Below are 15,247 nucleotides of genomic sequence, written 5' to 3' on the forward strand. Positions count from 1 at the left end.
TCCCTACTGTTTTGGGGTACTGGCGGGTTGTTGCTGCTGCGCGGTCCAACGCTCGATATTGCGTTGCAGCACAGCTTCCGTCAGTCCGGACGCGGGCAATTCTGTCATCTTTTTGGCCAGCTGTCCGCGCAACCAAGGATCGTTGCAGGCCGAGTTATGGGAAACCGCGAGGAACAGGCCAGGTTTGTCGACCGGTTGCGGATACGCCTGCAAGTCATTGGCCATGCCCAACGCCTGCGCAGCGGCCCTGCCTGAGTAACGCCCGGCGAGGACATATTCGACCTCGCCCAACAGCAATTTCTGAAAGGCCTGGGCCAGATTTGGCGTGCGAGCCAGCGTCAAATTCTGCTCGGCGAACGTGCCGAATTCCTGGGTCATTCGAGACTTTTCCGACACGGCGCCGGGATGCCCATGCAGGTCTTTTGCCTCGCCATAACTCAGTTTCGAGTCCTTGCGGGTCCAGACCAGATAGTCGTTCTCCAGGAGCGGCGGATGGATGTAGTCCAGGGTTTCCAACTCATTGAGCGTCAGCGGTGCGTCCGCCAGCATGTCCATGCGCCCGCTGCGCACTTCGTCCAGGGCCTGGGAGCGTTTGCCGGCATAGAGCATGTCGATCTTGATACCCAACTCCCCCGCCACTTGCTGCAACAAATCGGCACTGGCGCCGATCAGGTGCTTGGGGTTCTGCGGGTCTTGCCACAGGTAGGGCGGCGCATCGGGGCTGCCGGTGACCACCAGGCGTTCGCATTTGCCCGCAGCAGCACACAGCCCCGGCAATAGTGACAATCCCAGCAAGCCCCACACAAGACGCAGATCCATAGCACTACACTCTTCTCAATCCCGGTTATGCCAACAGCAGGAGCTGTGTAGGAGCTGTCGAGTGAAACGAGGCTGCGATCTTTTCGGGTCCACTTAAGTCCCAAGCGAAGATCAAAAGATCGCAGCCTCGTTTCACTCGACAGCCCCTACGGCTCCGGCGGAAGGACAAAAAAAAGCCCGACCAAAAGGCCGGGCTCTTTATAAGTCAAGCGGCTGGATTAGACCAGTTTCTCGAACTCGGGAATGGCTTCGAACAGGTCTGCCACCAGGCCATAATCGGCCACCTGGAAGATCGGCGCTTCTTCGTCCTTGTTGATCGCAACGATCACTTTGGAGTCTTTCATGCCGGCCAGGTGCTGGATCGCGCCGGAGATCCCGACGGCGATGTACAGCTGTGGCGCAACGATCTTGCCGGTCTGACCGACCTGCATGTCGTTGGGTACGAAACCTGCGTCGACCGCAGCGCGGGAAGCGCCAACAGCAGCGCCCAGCTTGTCAGCCAGGGCGTACAGGTGTTTGAAGTTATCGCCGTTCTGCATGCCACGGCCGCCGGAAACGACGATCTTGGCAGCCGTCAGTTCCGGACGATCGGACTTGGCCAGTTCTTCCCCAACGAAGCTGGAGATCGCAGCGTCGTGAGCAGCGGCAACGGCTTCAACGGCAGCCGAACCACCTTCAGCAGCAACCGGGTCGAAACCGGTGGCACGCACGGTGATCACTTTCACTGCAGCGTTCGACTGAACGGTTGCAATGGCATTACCGGCATAGATCGGGCGCTTGAAGGTGTCAGCGCTTTCAACCGAGATGATCTCGGAGATCTGGTCAACGTCCAACTGAGCGGCAACGCGCGGCAGGATGTTTTTGCCGTTGGAAGTCGCGGCAGCCAGGATGTGGCTGTAGCCCTTGCCCAACTCGGCTACCAGAGGAGCCACGTTTTCCGGCAACTGGTGAGCGTAGGCGGCGTTGTCGGCCACCAGCACTTTAGCCACGCCAGCGATTTTCGCAGCGGCTTCAGCCACGGCGCCAGCGCCTTGGCCTGCAACCAGAACGTGAATGTCGCCACCGATTTTAACGGCAGCAGCAACAGTGTTCAGCGTGGCCGGGGCCAGCACTTTGTTGTCGTGTTCAGCAATAACCAAGATAGTCATTTAGATTACCTTCGCTTCGTTTTTCAGTTTCTCGACCAGTTCAGCCACCGACTTGACCTTGATACCCGCGCTGCGTGCAGCCGGCGCTTCGACTTTTACGGTCTTGTTGGTGGAGGCGGTGGAAACGCCCAAAGCGTCCGGAGTCAGCACTTCGAGAGGCTTCTTCTTGGCTTTCATGATGTTTGGCAGGGACGCGTAGCGCGGCTCGTTCAAACGCAGGTCGGTGGTGACGATGGCCGGCAGTTTCAGGGAAACCGTCTGCGCGCCGCCGTCGACTTCGCGGGTCACGGCAACGCTGTCACCGGACACTTCGACTTTCGAAGCGAAGGTGCCCTGACCGTAGCCGCTCAATGCAGCGAGCATCTGGCCAGTCTGGTTGTTGTCACTGTCGATGGCTTGTTTGCCAAGGATCACCAGCTGAGGCTGTTCCTTTTCGACAACCGCTTTCAACAGTTTGGCAACGGCCAGGGAAGTCAGATCTTCAGCGGATTCGACGAGGATGGCGCGGTCGGCACCCAGAGCCAGCGCGGTGCGCAGTTGCTCTTGAGCGGTGGACGGGCCGATCGATACGACGACGATTTCAGTCGCAACGCCTTTCTCTTTCAGGCGTACGGCTTCTTCCACTGCGATTTCGCAGAATGGGTTCATCGACATCTTCACGTTAGCGAGGTCGACGCCGGAATTGTCCGCCTTGACGCGAACCTTGACGTTGTAATCCACAACGCGTTTGACAGCTACAAGAACCTTCATGGATTCCTCGTTACTCTCCGGTGAAAAGAAAGTCGCCTAGGCGAACCTGGCGGTTGATGCTCGTGGGCGCAAGGGCACCTCTAAAAACGCTGGCATCTGAACGGGGTGACACGGCGCACGGTGGAGGACGACCGTTCGTCAGGGGTGACTGACGAGTCATTCATTACCGCGGCGTGTAAACTGCGCGCCGAATAATCGCTGCGCATCACCTTGTACTGCCATCGCCCTGTCTTTAGAGGTGCTCTTGAAACCAACAGTCAGCCTACGGCGAGCGCAAAACCGCCCGTATCTTGACCGGAACGCCTATTCCGGTCAATACGGCAAAATGGCCAGTCATAAGCCGCGTTACTTTGATTTATCTGGCCCGGAGCCAATTCAAACAAACGTTTGTATTGGACGCTAGGAGTGGTGTAGATATAATGCGCCACCTAGAGAGAAAGGTGGTTCAGCGATTGTCCACTTTCGGCCTTGCGCCGGGATTCATGGATGCGACACCAAACCTCCAATATTAGAAAAAAAACTGTTGAGCCTTGAGTAGGAGATAACCTGTGGAACGCGAATACATGGAATTCGACGTGGTCATCGTCGGTGCCGGCCCCGCGGGTCTTTCCGCCGCCTGCCGCTTGAAGCAGAAGGCTGCTGAAGCCGGCAAGGAAATCAGCGTCTGCGTGGTCGAAAAAGGCTCCGAAGTCGGTGCTCACATCCTGTCCGGTGCGGTGTTCGAACCCCGCGCCCTGAACGAATTGTTCCCGGACTGGAAAGAACTCGGCGCGCCACTGAACACGCCCGTCACCCGCGATGACATCTTCGTTCTCAAGAACGCCGACAGCGCGCAGAAAATCCCTGACCTCTTTGTGCCCAAGACCATGCACAACGAAGGCAACTACATCATCTCCCTGGGCAACCTGTGCCGCTGGCTCGCCCAGCAGGCCGAGAACCTGGGCGTGGAGATCTACCCGGGCTTCGCCGCTCAGGAAGCGCTGTTCGACGAGAACGGCGTCGTCCGCGGGATCATCACTGGCGACCTGGGCGTTGATCGCGAAGGCCATCCGAAAGAAGGCCTGTACACCCCGGGCATGGAGCTGCGTGGCAAGTACACGCTGTTTGCCGAAGGCTGCCGTGGCCACATCGGCAAACAGTTGATCAAGCGCTTCAACCTCGACAGCGATGCCGACGCCCAGCACTACGGCATCGGCCTGAAAGAAATCTGGGAAATCGACCCGGCCAAGCATCAGCCAGGCCTGGTGGTGCACACCGCCGGTTGGCCGCTGGACATCATGGGCACCGAAAACACTGGTGGCTCGTTCCTCTATCACCTGGAAAACAACCAGGTGGTCGTCGGTCTGATTGTCGATCTTTCCTACAGCAACACTTACCTGTCGCCGTTCGACGAGTTCCAGCGCCTCAAGCATCACCCGGTGCTCAAGCAGTACCTCGAAGGCGGCAAGCGCATCAGCTACGGCGCTCGCGCCATCTGCAAGGGTGGCCTGAATTCGCTGCCGAAAATGGTGTTCAAGGGCGGCGCGCTGATCGGTTGCGACCTCGGCACCCTGAACTTCGCCAAGATCAAAGGCAGCCACACAGCGATGAAGTCCGGCATGCTCGCCGCTGAATCCGTGGCCGAAGCGCTGTTCGCTGAAAAGGACGGCACCGAAGAGCTGACCACTTACGTCGACGCCTTCAAGAAGAGCTGGCTCTACGACGAACTGTTCGCCAGCCGCAACTTCGGCCCGGCGATCCACAAGTTCGGCGCGATTGTCGGCGGTGGTTTCAACTGGCTCGACCAGAACATCTTCGGCGGCAAACTGCCGTTCACCCTGCACGACACCAAGCCGGATTACGCCTGCCTGAAGTTGGCGGCCGACTGCAAGAAGATCGACTACCCGAAACCGGACGGCAAAATCAGCTTCGACAAACTCAGCTCGGTGTTCATCTCCGGTACCAACCATGAAGAAGAACAACCGTGCCACCTGAAGCTGACCGACCCGAGCATCCCGATCAGCAAGAACCTGCCGCTGTACGATGAGCCTGCCCAGCGTTACTGCCCGGCCGGCGTGTACGAAGTGGTGACCAAGGAAGACGGCGAGAAGCGCTTCCAGATCAACGCCCAGAACTGCGTTCACTGCAAGACCTGCGACATCAAGGACCCTGCGCAGAACATCACCTGGGTAGCGCCGGAAGGCTCCGGCGGCCCGACTTACCCGAACATGTAAGCCGACCGCTCGAACATCAAGGCTCCCGAACGGGGGCCTTTTTGTTGCGCACGATTCAGAAATCATCACCGCCCAAAAGCTTGCTCGCGATAGCGGTGTGTCAGGCGACAACAATGGTGGATGACATACCGCTATCGCGAGCAAGCTTTGCTCCTACAGGGGATCGTCGGTGTGTCAGGCGGCCCGTTCCTCTCCAGGATTCCGCTCGAAGTAGCGCTTATATTCGCGACTAAACTGCGACGTGCTCTGATACCCCACCCGATGCGCCACCTGCGCCACGCCCAAGCCTTCGGCCATCAACAACTGCTGAGCCTTGAGCAAGCGCAACCGCTTCAAATACTGCACCGGCGACAGCAACGTACTGCGCTTGAAATGCTCATGAAAAGTCGAGGCACTCATGTTCGCGCAACCGGCCAGCGTCTCGACATTCAAAGGCTCGGTGAAATGCCCGTGCAGATGATTGAGCGACGCCGCAATCCGCGCGAACTGCCCCTGCTGCTCGACCAACGCCCGCAACACATCGGCCTGGGGACCGCGCAACGCGACAAACAACAATTCCCGCAAACGCGCCGGGCCCATGATCTGGCATTCCAGCGGATCGTGCAGGCAGCGCAGTAACCGTTCCACACAACCGCGCATGCCGTCATCGAGCACCGTCGAGGTCATGGATTCCAGCGTCTGCGCCGCAATACTGCGCCCCGACACCAGCCCCATGGCCAGCACCAACTCACCGAGCAATACCCGGTCGATGGCGATGGAAATCCCCAGCATCGGCCCGTCCGGCGCGGCAAAGGTTTCGCACTCGAACGGCACCGGCAACGCCTGGATCAGGTAATGCCCGGCGCCATATTCCAGGGTTCGCGGGCCCAGGTACGCCAATTTGCTGCCCTGAACGATGATCACCAGGCTCGGCTCATAAATCTGCGGGCCGCGTGCCACATCGCAACTGGCGCGCAACACCTGCACGCCCGGCAACGCCGTCGGGGCGAAACCGTCGCGGGTGGTCAGTGGTTGCAGGAGTGAAACCAACGTCGCGTTGGCATCGAGATGACGGGTCAACAGCATGGCAAAAACTTCTTGGAAATCGGGATGAAACCATCATCGCAGGTCTGGCGATCGGTGCGACCCATCAAAGGCACATGCCGGAGGATTAGGCATGACACCCGGAGGAATCGCCATGGCCGCGTCCCGGCCCGATGCCCAGAATGGCCCACCTCACCTGTCAGTGCTTTTGCGAGGTTCCTCATGTACACCGCTATCGGATACGCCGCCCAGTCGGCCACCACTCCCCTCGCCCCTGTGAAATTCGAACGCCGCAGCCCTCGGGCCGACGACGTCGCCATCGAAATTCTCTACTGCGGCGTCTGCCATTCCGACATCCACCAGGCCCGCAACGAGTGGGGCATTGCCGTTTACCCACTGATGCCCGGCCACGAGATCGTCGGCAAAGTGACTGCCGTCGGTACGAACGTGACCCAACACAAAATCGGCGATCTGGTCGGCGTGGGTTGCATGGTCGACTCCTGCCGCAGCTGTGAAGCCTGCCAATCCAACCTCGAGCAATACTGCCTCGAAGGCCCGACCATGACCTACGCCACCCCGGATCGGGTCGATGGCAGCAACACCATGGGCGGCTACTCCGACAGCATCGTGGTCAGCGAGCATTTCGTGGTGCGCATCCCGGAAAAACTCGACCTGGCCAGCGCCGCGCCGATCCTCTGCGCCGGCATCACCACTTACTCGCCGCTCAAGCACTACGGCGTGAAGGCCGGCGACAAAGTGGGGATTCTCGGCATGGGCGGCCTCGGCCACATGGGCATCAAGTTCGCCAAAGCCATGGGCGCTGAAGTGACGTTGTTCACCCGCTCGGCGAGCAAGGCTGAGGAAGCGCGGCGTCAGGGCGCGGACCACGTGATTGTGTCCACCGACGACGAACAGATGAAAGCCGCCGCCGGGCACTTCAACTTCCTGCTGGACACCATTCCGGTGCAGCACGACCTCAACCCCTACCTCGACACCCTGCGTTTCGACGGCGTGCACATTCTGGTGGGTTTGATCGAGCCGGTTGATCCGCCGGTTCACGCGGCCAAACTGGTATTGGGCCGTCGAGTGCTCGCCGGTTCGCTGATCGGTGGCGTTGCCGAAACCCAGGAAGTGCTGGATTTCTGCGCCGAACACAACATCACCTGCGACATCGAAATGCTCAACATCCATCAGATCAACGAAGCATTCACCCGCATGATTGCCGGTGATGTGAAGTACCGCTTCGTGATCGACATGGCGACGCTGAAGGTCTGATCCTTTAAGTCAGCTTAGCGCCGAGCTCCGCCGAGAGCCGGGCCGTGACCCCTTTGATCAGGGGAATCAGCTCGGCCATTTTTTCCAGCGGCATGTATGGCACGGTACTGGCGATGCTGATGCCGGCGACGATGCGCTTGCTCGCGTCCCGAATCGGCGCCGCCACGCAGCGGATTGACGGTTCGTTGTCTTCCAGATCGAACGCATACCCGCCCGCCACATACTCGACCATGCGCTGCTGAAACTGCTCCCAGGACTGCTCAGGGTGCTGCGGCCAGAACTGACTTTTCCCACCGGCCGGCAGGCTGACTTCGTACAGCCGTTTCCAGTCTTCCTGGGCATCATCGAGCATCAACGCCTTGCCGATCCCGGTACGCGCCAGCGGCATGCGATGGCCAACCCGCGAACGCATTTCCGGGCCATTTCGCCCCGGATTCTTGTGCAGGTACAGCACCTCGTCGCCTTCACGGATCGCCAGGTGAATGGTGTCGCCGGTCAACGCCGATAACTCATCCAGATACGGCCCGGCCAGGGTCACCAGCGGCAACTCTTCCCGCGCCTGAAAACCCAGCTCAATCAGCTTCGGCCCCAGCAAATAACCAATTTGCGGGACGACGCGCAGGTAACGCTCGTCCACCAGGCAACTGGCCAGACGATGGGTGGTGCTGCGCGTGGTGCCGATCAGTCGGGCGATTTCCTTGAGATCACGGGCACCACTGGCCACGGCCTGAACCACACCCAAACCGCGAAGCAGTGTCTGGGTGCCGGTCGGCGCGGCGTCCTTGGCGATTTTCGGGGCGTCTTCCTGCATATCCAGCCTTTACCGTTGAGCGAGTGAACGGGCCGCATTATGGTCGCCCGACGGCCGGGACTACAACTTGATACGCTCGACCTTCCCCACCAGCAGCACGTAGGAAAGTGCGCCAATCAACGCGAGAACCGCGATGTAGGTGATCGCCGGGGCAAACGAATCACCGGTCGCCAGGAAGCCAATAACAATCGGTGTGGTAATCGCCGACAGGTTGCCGATGAAATTGAACACCCCGCCAGTCAACCCGAGCAACCGCGCCGGGGCTAGGGTCGAGACCAGGGACCAAGTGATCGAGGCAAGTCCGTTACCGAAGAACGCCAACGCGAGGAAGGCAATCACCAGCGGTGTCGAGTCGACGAAGTTGGCGCCAATGATCGAGGTGGAAATCAGCAACCCGCCAATGATCGGCAGCTTGCGGGCAAACCCGACGGTGTAGCCGCGACGGATCAAAAAGTCGGAGAAGAATCCCGAGCACAGCACCCCGACAAACGCCGCGAGAAACGGCAGCGACGCCAGCAAGCCGGACTTGATGAAGTCCATGCCGCGATATTTCACCAGGTAGGTCGGGAACCAGGTCAGGAAAAACCACAGCGTCGAGTTGAGGCAGAACTGACCGAGGTAAATGCCCCACAGCTTGCGTTTACTCAGGACAATCCCGAGGTCGGTCCAGCTGAACTTGGCTTTGACTTTGGCTTGTTCGGCCTGGATATCCACCAGCCCGCCGCCCTCGCGGATCAGGTCGATTTCCGCATCGTTGGCCCCCTTGAAATCCCGTGGCTCGCGATACACCGCGTACCAGATCACCGCCCAGATAATGCCGACCACACCGGTGCTGACGAACACCATGTGCCAGCCAAATTCATGCTGCAGCCAGGCCAGTACCGGCGTCAGGAATGCCAACCCGACGAACTGCCCGGAGGTATAGAAACCAATGGCGGTGGCGCGTTCGCGTTCAGGAAACCAAGTGGTGACCACACGGCTGTTGATCGGATACGCCGGGGCTTCCAGCGCCCCCACGGCCATGCGCAGCACGAACAGCGCGATGAAACTGGCGGCGAAGCCGAGCATCACCGTGGCCAGGGACCACAACAGCAGCGCGACGCTGTAGAGAATCCGTGGCGGCACGCGGTCCACCAGCCAACCGCCGGGGATTTGCATGGCGGCGTAGGTCCAGCCGAACGCGGAGAAAATCAGCCCGACATGGATTGGGTCGATGCCCAGCTCGGTGGTCAGGGCCGGGGCGGCGATCGACAGGTTGCTGCGGTCCAGGTAGTTGATCACCACGGTGATAAACAGCAGCACCATGATGAAAAAACGCTTGCGACTGGGCGTCACCAACGACGCCTGCCCGGTGAGGGTTTGCGGTTGCATGGGGTGTGCCTCTTCTTATGGTTATTGAGGTCAAAGGGCGAAGCAAACCTCTGTAGGAGCGAGGCTTGCCCGCGAATGCGGTGAGTCATTCAGCAATGATGTTGACTGACACACCGCTTTCGCGGGCAAGCCTCGCTCCTACAGGGGAAGAGGCGGGTCAGGTAGAAATCACCACTCGGCAAAACTGCCATCGGCATGGCGCCAGATCGGGTTGCGCCAGCGGTGGCCGACGGCGGCGCGTTCGATGACGTATTCCTCGTTGATCTCGATCCCCAGGCCCGGGCCGTTCGGGATCTTCACGAAGCCTTTGTCATAGTCGAACACCCGTGGGTCCTTGACGTAATCCAGCAGGTCGTTGCTCTCGTTGTAGTGGATGCCCAGGCTCTGTTCCTGAATGAACGCGTTGTAGCAAACCGCATCCAGTTGCAGGCACGCCGCCAGCGCAATCGGGCCGAGCGGGCAATGCAGCGCCAGCGCCACGTCGTAGGCTTCGGCCATGTTGGCGATCTTGCGGGTTTCGGTGATGCCGCCGGCGTGGGAGGCATCGGGCTGGATGATGTCGACGTAGCCTTCGCTCAATACACGCTTGAAATCCCAGCGCGAGAACAGCCGCTCGCCCAGCGCAATCGGCGTACTGGTCAGCGGCGCCAGTTCTTTCAGCGCTTCGTAGTTTTCGCTGAGTACCGGCTCTTCGATGAACATCAATTTGTACGGGTCAAGTTCCTTCATCAGCACCTTGGCCATGGGCTTGTGCACCCGGCCATGGAAGTCGACGCCGATACCGACGTTCGGGCCCACCGCGTCACGCACGGCGGCGACGTTGGCCAGGGCCAGGTCGACTTTTTCGAAGGAATCGAGGAATTGCAGCTCTTCGGTGCCGTTCATTTTCACCGCCGTGAAACCGCGCTCCACCGCTTCTTTCGCGGCGCGTGCGGTGTCCGCCGGGCGGTCGCCACCGATCCACGAATACACGCGGATCTTGTCGCGCACCTGGCCACCCAACAGATCGCTGACCGACACACCCAAGGCCTTGCCCTTGATATCCCACAACGCCTGGTCGATGCCGGCCAGTGCGCTCATGTGGATCGCGCCGCCCCGGTAGAAGCCACCACGGTAGAGCACGGTCCAGATGTCTTCGATGTTGCGTGGGTCTTTGCCGATCAGGTAGTCGGACAATTCCTCAACAGCCGCGGCTACCGTGTGGGCGCGGCCCTCGACTACAGGCTCGCCCCAACCCGTCACGCCTTCATCGGTTTCAATCTTGAGGAAGCACCAGCGTGGCGGGACGATGAAGGTGGTGAGTTTGGTGATTTTCATCTTCTTGTCTCTCTTGTTAGATGCAGCGCGCTCGGCGCCAAAAAGTCTTAATGCAGAGCGTTCCATGCAGCGACATAAGCCTTGGCATTCACGGCAACGTCCTCAGGCGTCATGCCCGGTTTGAACAACCCGGAACCGAGGCCGAAGCCTTTGACGCCGGCATCGATAAACACCTGCATGTTGTCCGGCGTGATCCCGCCGACCGGCGCCAGAATCGTCCCGGCTGGCAGCACCGCGAGCCAGGCTTTTACCACCGCTGGGCCCATCTGCTCGGCCGGGAACATCTTCAACACGTCCGCGCCTTCGGCCAGTGCGGCAAAGGCTTCGGTCGGCGTCGCCACACCCGGCGACAGGTAGAGCCCCGCCGCTTTTGCCGCACGCAACACCTTGGGATCGCTATGCGGCATGACGATCACTTGACCGCCCGCTGCTTTCACCTGCCCGACCTGTTCCGGCGTCAACACCGTGCCCGCGCCGATCAGGCAATCGGCGGGCAACGTACTGCGCAGGATGCGGATACTTTCGTACGGCTCGGGGGAATTAAGCGGCACTTCGATGACGCGAAATCCGGCGTCATACAAGACGTTGCCGATGGCCGCCGCCTCTTGCGGGCGCAGGCCGCGCAGGATTGCGATCAGGCCGTTTTGCGCCAGGGCTTGCTTGAGCATGTCAGACCTCCAGTCAGGTTTAACGGGATGGGGTTTGTTTGATCAGTCCGGCGGCGAGCGCCAGTTGCCACAACCCGCGCTCGGTGGCCTGCTCGGCCACGGTCACCCGGGCAAAGCCACAGGCGTCGAGGGCCCGGCTGTAACGGGCACAGAGTTGGGGGTTACCAATGAGGATGATCGAGGGCAAATGAACGCTGTTGCGACGGCGCCGCTGAACGCTGGCCAGGGCCGTCAGTTCATGGCCGATCAGCAGGCCGGACAGGTAGTCCGGTTGGGCCGTGGCGCTGAGTTCACCGGTCAGCCCGAGGCTACGGGCACTGAACAGCGTCGACAATGGCCCGATCTCGCCGTCCGCCGACAACGCCACCTGCACGCCGCGATCAAACGCCGGGCCATCGAACGACGCACCCTGTTGCTGGGTGCGCCCGAGAATGCTGTGTTCGCTGAGCACGGCGAAGACTTCGCCGGTCATAAAGGTGTCGAAATGCACGATGCAGCCGTCGGCCACTTCGACCCATTTCGAATGGCTGCCGGGCAAGCCGATCAACAGATCGTTACCCGCCCCGCCCGGCAGATTCTGCAACACGCCCAGGACCTGGGTTTCTTCGCCGCGCATCACATTCGGCAGACGCGAGCGCTGAATCACGCCCGGCACGATGTGCACATCGACACCGCGAAGGCTGCGAACGGTTTGCAGGGAAATTCCAAGATTGGCGACGTTTGCCGGCGTGTCGCAGTAGGCCGCTTCGCGCCATCCCTGGGCACTGCCGACCATGCCACAGGCGATCACCGGCAAATCGGGCTGCGCGTCGAGCCAGTCGCCGCACGCCTCATCGAACGCCAGTTCAAAACCGTCGGTGCATGCCTGGCCGTGGATGATTTGCGGCGTGCGGGGCAATTGCATGATGCCGGACGACAGCGAGCGCTGTTCCAGCACCTGGCCACCCGCGCCGAGTTTGTAAGCACGTAATGAGGTTGTCCCCCAATCGAGCGCGATCAATTGCGCCAGCATCGCTTCACCTGTTTTGTTTATTGGCAGTGAGTGAGCTGGACTATAAACCCTGGCGCGGAACAATCTCAATATATAAATATCATTCCCACATTATGGGATTTTGTCGACAACAAAAAACACCCGGCAGCACTCGACGCCACCTCCCGCATGGGGGGCGGCGGCGCAGATGTCGTCATTCAATCAGGGGGAATGGCAATCAAGAGCGGCCTGCGATGAGCTCGCGGCCGAAAGGTTTTCAGCAAGTGGCAAGCGCCTTGCGGCAGGGGCTCGCGTTCACTGTTTAGTCGCCGCTTTCAGCAACTCACTGGTTGGAACGCGCATCACCTTTGAGAAATACGTCTTGTAGGTTGTGGTCTGAACTCTAAAGACACATGAAATAAAATCGCGTTGTTTCAACAACGGGATCAAAGTTTCACCTTCCAGATAATTCTCCCCGCCCTTGCCACTTTCCGATTCACTGAAAATGACATTCGCGCGAAACCGTAACGGCAGATCGTCCGCCACGGGTTCTACCAGACCAAAACCAGAACGTTTTATGTGATGTGCTTCGGTAAAGTCGAGGTCATCTTCCAGCGCGCAAACAAGTCCCTGACCAATCCTGGACTTGAATAACTGCAGAACGTCGACGTCAGAGGTGAAATAAATCTGATAGAGCCCAGTACTACGAAGTTCCTCCACACTTGAATACTCGAGGGTTGCCTCAGGTTTTCCGTGATTTAACGAACAGCCTGCACTCATCAATATAAATAAAAATAGAAGAACCTTGTGCACCCGGACTCACTCCCTGAAATAGCTCAAAATCGATTCATAAAATATTTGTCGAGCCGATTTGCCGCCGGGCAATATCTGCAAAAACATCCTGTCGGCGTCCGCGTGATTGACGTCAACGCGCCCCATTACGTTAGGGCCTTGCGTCACTTCCCACTGCTCACCAAAATCGGCAACCAGGTCCGAGACGTTCCAGTCGACGGAGGCAGCCCGGATATTCAACCAGTATTCAGCCTTGGGTTTAGGCTCGCGCCGGTAGATATTTGAAATGCCGTAGACAATCTTGCCTTCACCTACCGGGTCCAGCGTCATTAACATTTTTACTTTAAAGCCTTTATCCGTCAGCACACTGGACAGGTGAGCTCCGTTCCAGCCGCCCAGGCTATGGCCAACGATGTAAATCGCGGTGGAGCAATTAGGTATGCGACTCAGCACGTTTTTTTCGAGATCTTCATCACTGATAAATGCGTTATAACTAAGCGGCCAGGACGGGCAGCGTTGCAATATTTTTAACTGTATTGCATCGTCAATGGTGATCTTGCGGACATAGTCAATATTATTGTTCGGCCCCGTTCCGTAATAACTTTCCTGATCGCCCGCACCGCCAATAAAGAATATAACCAAATCGCGCAACGCCACTGGAACCGGCTTGACGGACTGGTCGGTCTTGCACGTTAACGTGTGAGTTTTTACTTCTCTTTTTGGCAGTTCTTCCTTCACCGCCGGCGCCGCATCTGCCATCCCGATCACTCCACAAACAATTTAATGGTTTCAGCCAGATGCGAACTGACGGTGTGGGTAAACCCGGACGCATCCGTAACCCCGTGCTCTTCGCTGCCGTCGCCACGCTGAATGGTGTAGGGATGATCGGGAATCGGTTTGCCGGTCGCCTCATCGACCACCTGCAACTTGTCGGTGAAATGAACGGGCATCGGCAGCAACCCGCTAAAAGGCGCCCCTCCGCCACTTTGGCCAATGATCACCGTCCCGGAGCCGCCAATGACCACGTTGCCATGACCACCGGTGCTGTCGAGGGTGGCGGCGTTGAGACCGTTGATGAAGACCGTGCCGGACACGGCACCGGTAATCGGGCTGCCGCAGGCGGATTTATCGGTCATGCGGGCAGCCGCGAGGCCGTCGAAAAAGACGTCCGGGGAACCCGAGGCAATCGGGTTGGTGCCATGGCCCGGCAAAGGGCACGCGGTCGGATCGGTCACGCGTGCAGCAGGTTTTCCACTCAAGTCAAAGCTCCTTGCTGTTGAGTTTTTGAGGTGATGGCGAGAGCTGGCCATACCCCAGGATTGCCAAAGGGCCTGACGGACCGCGGCAATCGTCGAAAAATTTGAGGGATGACAGGGTGCAAGGCATTGCGGGTGTCATCCATGAGCGTGCAAAGGCCGACAGCATGCAGAACCAAGGCGCCGTCGGCAACTGAATTAACATCCACGCGACACCGCGATCACCGCCCTTCGGCAAACTCCCTGAGCACCGCGCCATCCATTCGATAGCGCACCCACTCTTCCTGCGGCTGCGCGCCGAGGGATTTGTAGAACTCGATGGCCGGTTTGTTCCAGTCCAGCACGCTCCATTCAAAACGCCCGCAATCATTGGCGCAGGCGATTTTTGCCAGGTGACGCAGCAAGGTTTTGCCGGCGCCGCCGCCCCGTTGTTCCGGGGTGATGTAGAGGTCTTCGAGGTACAGGCAATTGCTGCCGAGCCAAGTGGAATAACTGAAGAAGAACACCGCAAAGCCAATCGCCAAGCCATCCCGCAGGCAGATCAGACCGTGAGCCGTGGCGCCTTCGCTAAACAGGCTGCGCTCGATGTCGGCGACGCTGGCGATGACTTCGTGGCGGGCACGTTCGTAGTCGGCCAGTTCAGTGATGAACGCGAGAATCTGCGGTGCATCGCTGGGGGTCGCCGGGCGGATCTCGATCGTCATGGACGTGCCTTGTCAAAAGTGGAAAACGCCATACTAAGGCGGCGAGTGGCACTCGTCACATGGGAAAGTAAAAAGTACTCTACTGCCAGCCCGGAGGGCTCCCACCTATTTATCGCGCATGACCAAAAAG

15 protein-coding genes are annotated in these 15,247 nt (G+C 59.3%); 2 read left to right on the forward strand and 13 right to left on the reverse strand.

What is annotated here, in order from left to right; genetic code table 11:
* Positions 1-3 precede the first annotated feature (3 nt).
* From V5E99_RS12020 to V5E99_RS12030, 3 genes are all read right to left on the reverse strand, one after another.
* Positions 4-819 carry a substrate-binding periplasmic protein gene (locus tag V5E99_RS12020; protein WP_499802629.1) on the reverse strand — a complete coding sequence of 272 codons (816 nt, stop codon included), beginning with the start codon at positions 817-819 and terminating at the stop codon, positions 4-6.
* Positions 820-1,037: 218 nt separating this feature from the next.
* Positions 1,038-1,967, reverse strand: a complete 930-nt coding sequence (locus V5E99_RS12025; RefSeq protein WP_499802630.1) for an electron transfer flavoprotein subunit alpha/FixB family protein — start codon at positions 1,965-1,967, stop codon at positions 1,038-1,040.
* A complete protein-coding gene (locus V5E99_RS12030) occupies positions 1,968-2,717 on the reverse strand; it encodes an electron transfer flavoprotein subunit beta/FixA family protein (RefSeq protein WP_499802631.1) in 750 nt (249 codons plus the stop codon).
* Positions 2,718-3,280: 563 nt separating this feature from the next.
* Here V5E99_RS12030 and V5E99_RS12035 point away from each other — a divergent pair.
* Entirely contained in the window at positions 3,281-4,930 is a 1,650-nt protein-coding gene (locus V5E99_RS12035) for an electron transfer flavoprotein-ubiquinone oxidoreductase (RefSeq protein ID WP_283777416.1), read from the forward strand.
* A gap of 174 nt (positions 4,931-5,104) precedes the next feature.
* Here the strand turns inward: V5E99_RS12035 and V5E99_RS12040 are convergent, their stop codons facing one another.
* Entirely contained in the window at positions 5,105-5,995 is an 891-nt protein-coding gene (locus tag V5E99_RS12040) for an AraC family transcriptional regulator (protein WP_499802632.1), read from the reverse strand.
* Positions 5,996-6,175: 180 nt separating this feature from the next.
* Here V5E99_RS12040 and V5E99_RS12045 point away from each other — a divergent pair, with 180 nt between their 5' ends.
* Positions 6,176-7,228: an NAD(P)-dependent alcohol dehydrogenase gene (locus V5E99_RS12045; RefSeq protein WP_499802633.1), complete on the forward strand. Its 1,053-nt coding sequence runs from the start codon at positions 6,176-6,178 to the stop codon at positions 7,226-7,228.
* Positions 7,229-7,232: 4 nt separating this feature from the next.
* On the opposite strand, the gene V5E99_RS12050 is transcribed toward V5E99_RS12045, so the two are convergent.
* The 9 genes from V5E99_RS12050 to V5E99_RS12090 form a co-directional block, all read right to left on the reverse strand.
* Positions 7,233-8,039 carry an IclR family transcriptional regulator gene (locus tag V5E99_RS12050; protein WP_499802634.1) on the reverse strand — a complete coding sequence of 269 codons (807 nt, stop codon included), beginning with the start codon at positions 8,037-8,039 and terminating at the stop codon, positions 7,233-7,235.
* A gap of 60 nt (positions 8,040-8,099) precedes the next feature.
* Positions 8,100-9,410, reverse strand: a complete 1,311-nt coding sequence (locus V5E99_RS12055) for an MFS transporter (protein ID WP_499802635.1) — start codon at positions 9,408-9,410, stop codon at positions 8,100-8,102.
* A gap of 168 nt (positions 9,411-9,578) precedes the next feature.
* A complete protein-coding gene (gene dgoD / locus V5E99_RS12060) occupies positions 9,579-10,727 on the reverse strand; it encodes a galactonate dehydratase (protein WP_090186690.1) in 1,149 nt (382 codons plus the stop codon).
* Between the two features lie 47 nt (positions 10,728-10,774).
* On the reverse strand, positions 10,775-11,395 hold the full coding sequence (locus V5E99_RS12065) for a 2-dehydro-3-deoxy-6-phosphogalactonate aldolase (RefSeq protein ID WP_499802636.1): 621 nt from the start codon (positions 11,393-11,395) through the stop codon (positions 10,775-10,777).
* 19 nt (positions 11,396-11,414) lie between these two features.
* The gene (locus tag V5E99_RS12070) at positions 11,415-12,407 is read right to left on the reverse strand and encodes a 2-dehydro-3-deoxygalactonokinase (protein ID WP_499802637.1); all 993 of its coding nucleotides are present in this window, start codon (positions 12,405-12,407) and stop codon (positions 11,415-11,417) included.
* A 273-nt stretch (positions 12,408-12,680) separates the two neighbouring features.
* Complete coding sequence (locus V5E99_RS12075) at positions 12,681-13,178, reverse strand: hypothetical protein (RefSeq protein ID WP_499802638.1); 498 nt, start codon at positions 13,176-13,178, stop codon at positions 12,681-12,683.
* A 6-nt stretch (positions 13,179-13,184) separates the two neighbouring features.
* Positions 13,185-13,916 (reverse strand): hypothetical protein, encoded by a 732-nt coding sequence (locus V5E99_RS12080; protein ID WP_499802639.1) that lies wholly within the window; start codon positions 13,914-13,916, stop codon positions 13,185-13,187.
* 5 nt (positions 13,917-13,921) lie between these two features.
* Positions 13,922-14,416 carry a PAAR domain-containing protein gene (locus V5E99_RS12085; RefSeq protein ID WP_499802640.1) on the reverse strand — a complete coding sequence of 165 codons (495 nt, stop codon included), beginning with the start codon at positions 14,414-14,416 and terminating at the stop codon, positions 13,922-13,924.
* Positions 14,417-14,634: 218 nt separating this feature from the next.
* Complete coding sequence (locus V5E99_RS12090; protein ID WP_133838361.1) at positions 14,635-15,117, reverse strand: GNAT family N-acetyltransferase; 483 nt, start codon at positions 15,115-15,117, stop codon at positions 14,635-14,637.
* Positions 15,118-15,247 lie beyond the last annotated feature (130 nt).

The organism is Janthinobacterium sp. LPB2021202312-11-4 (assembly GCF_037049705.1).
Lineage (GTDB): Bacteria > Pseudomonadota > Gammaproteobacteria > Pseudomonadales > Pseudomonadaceae > Aquipseudomonas.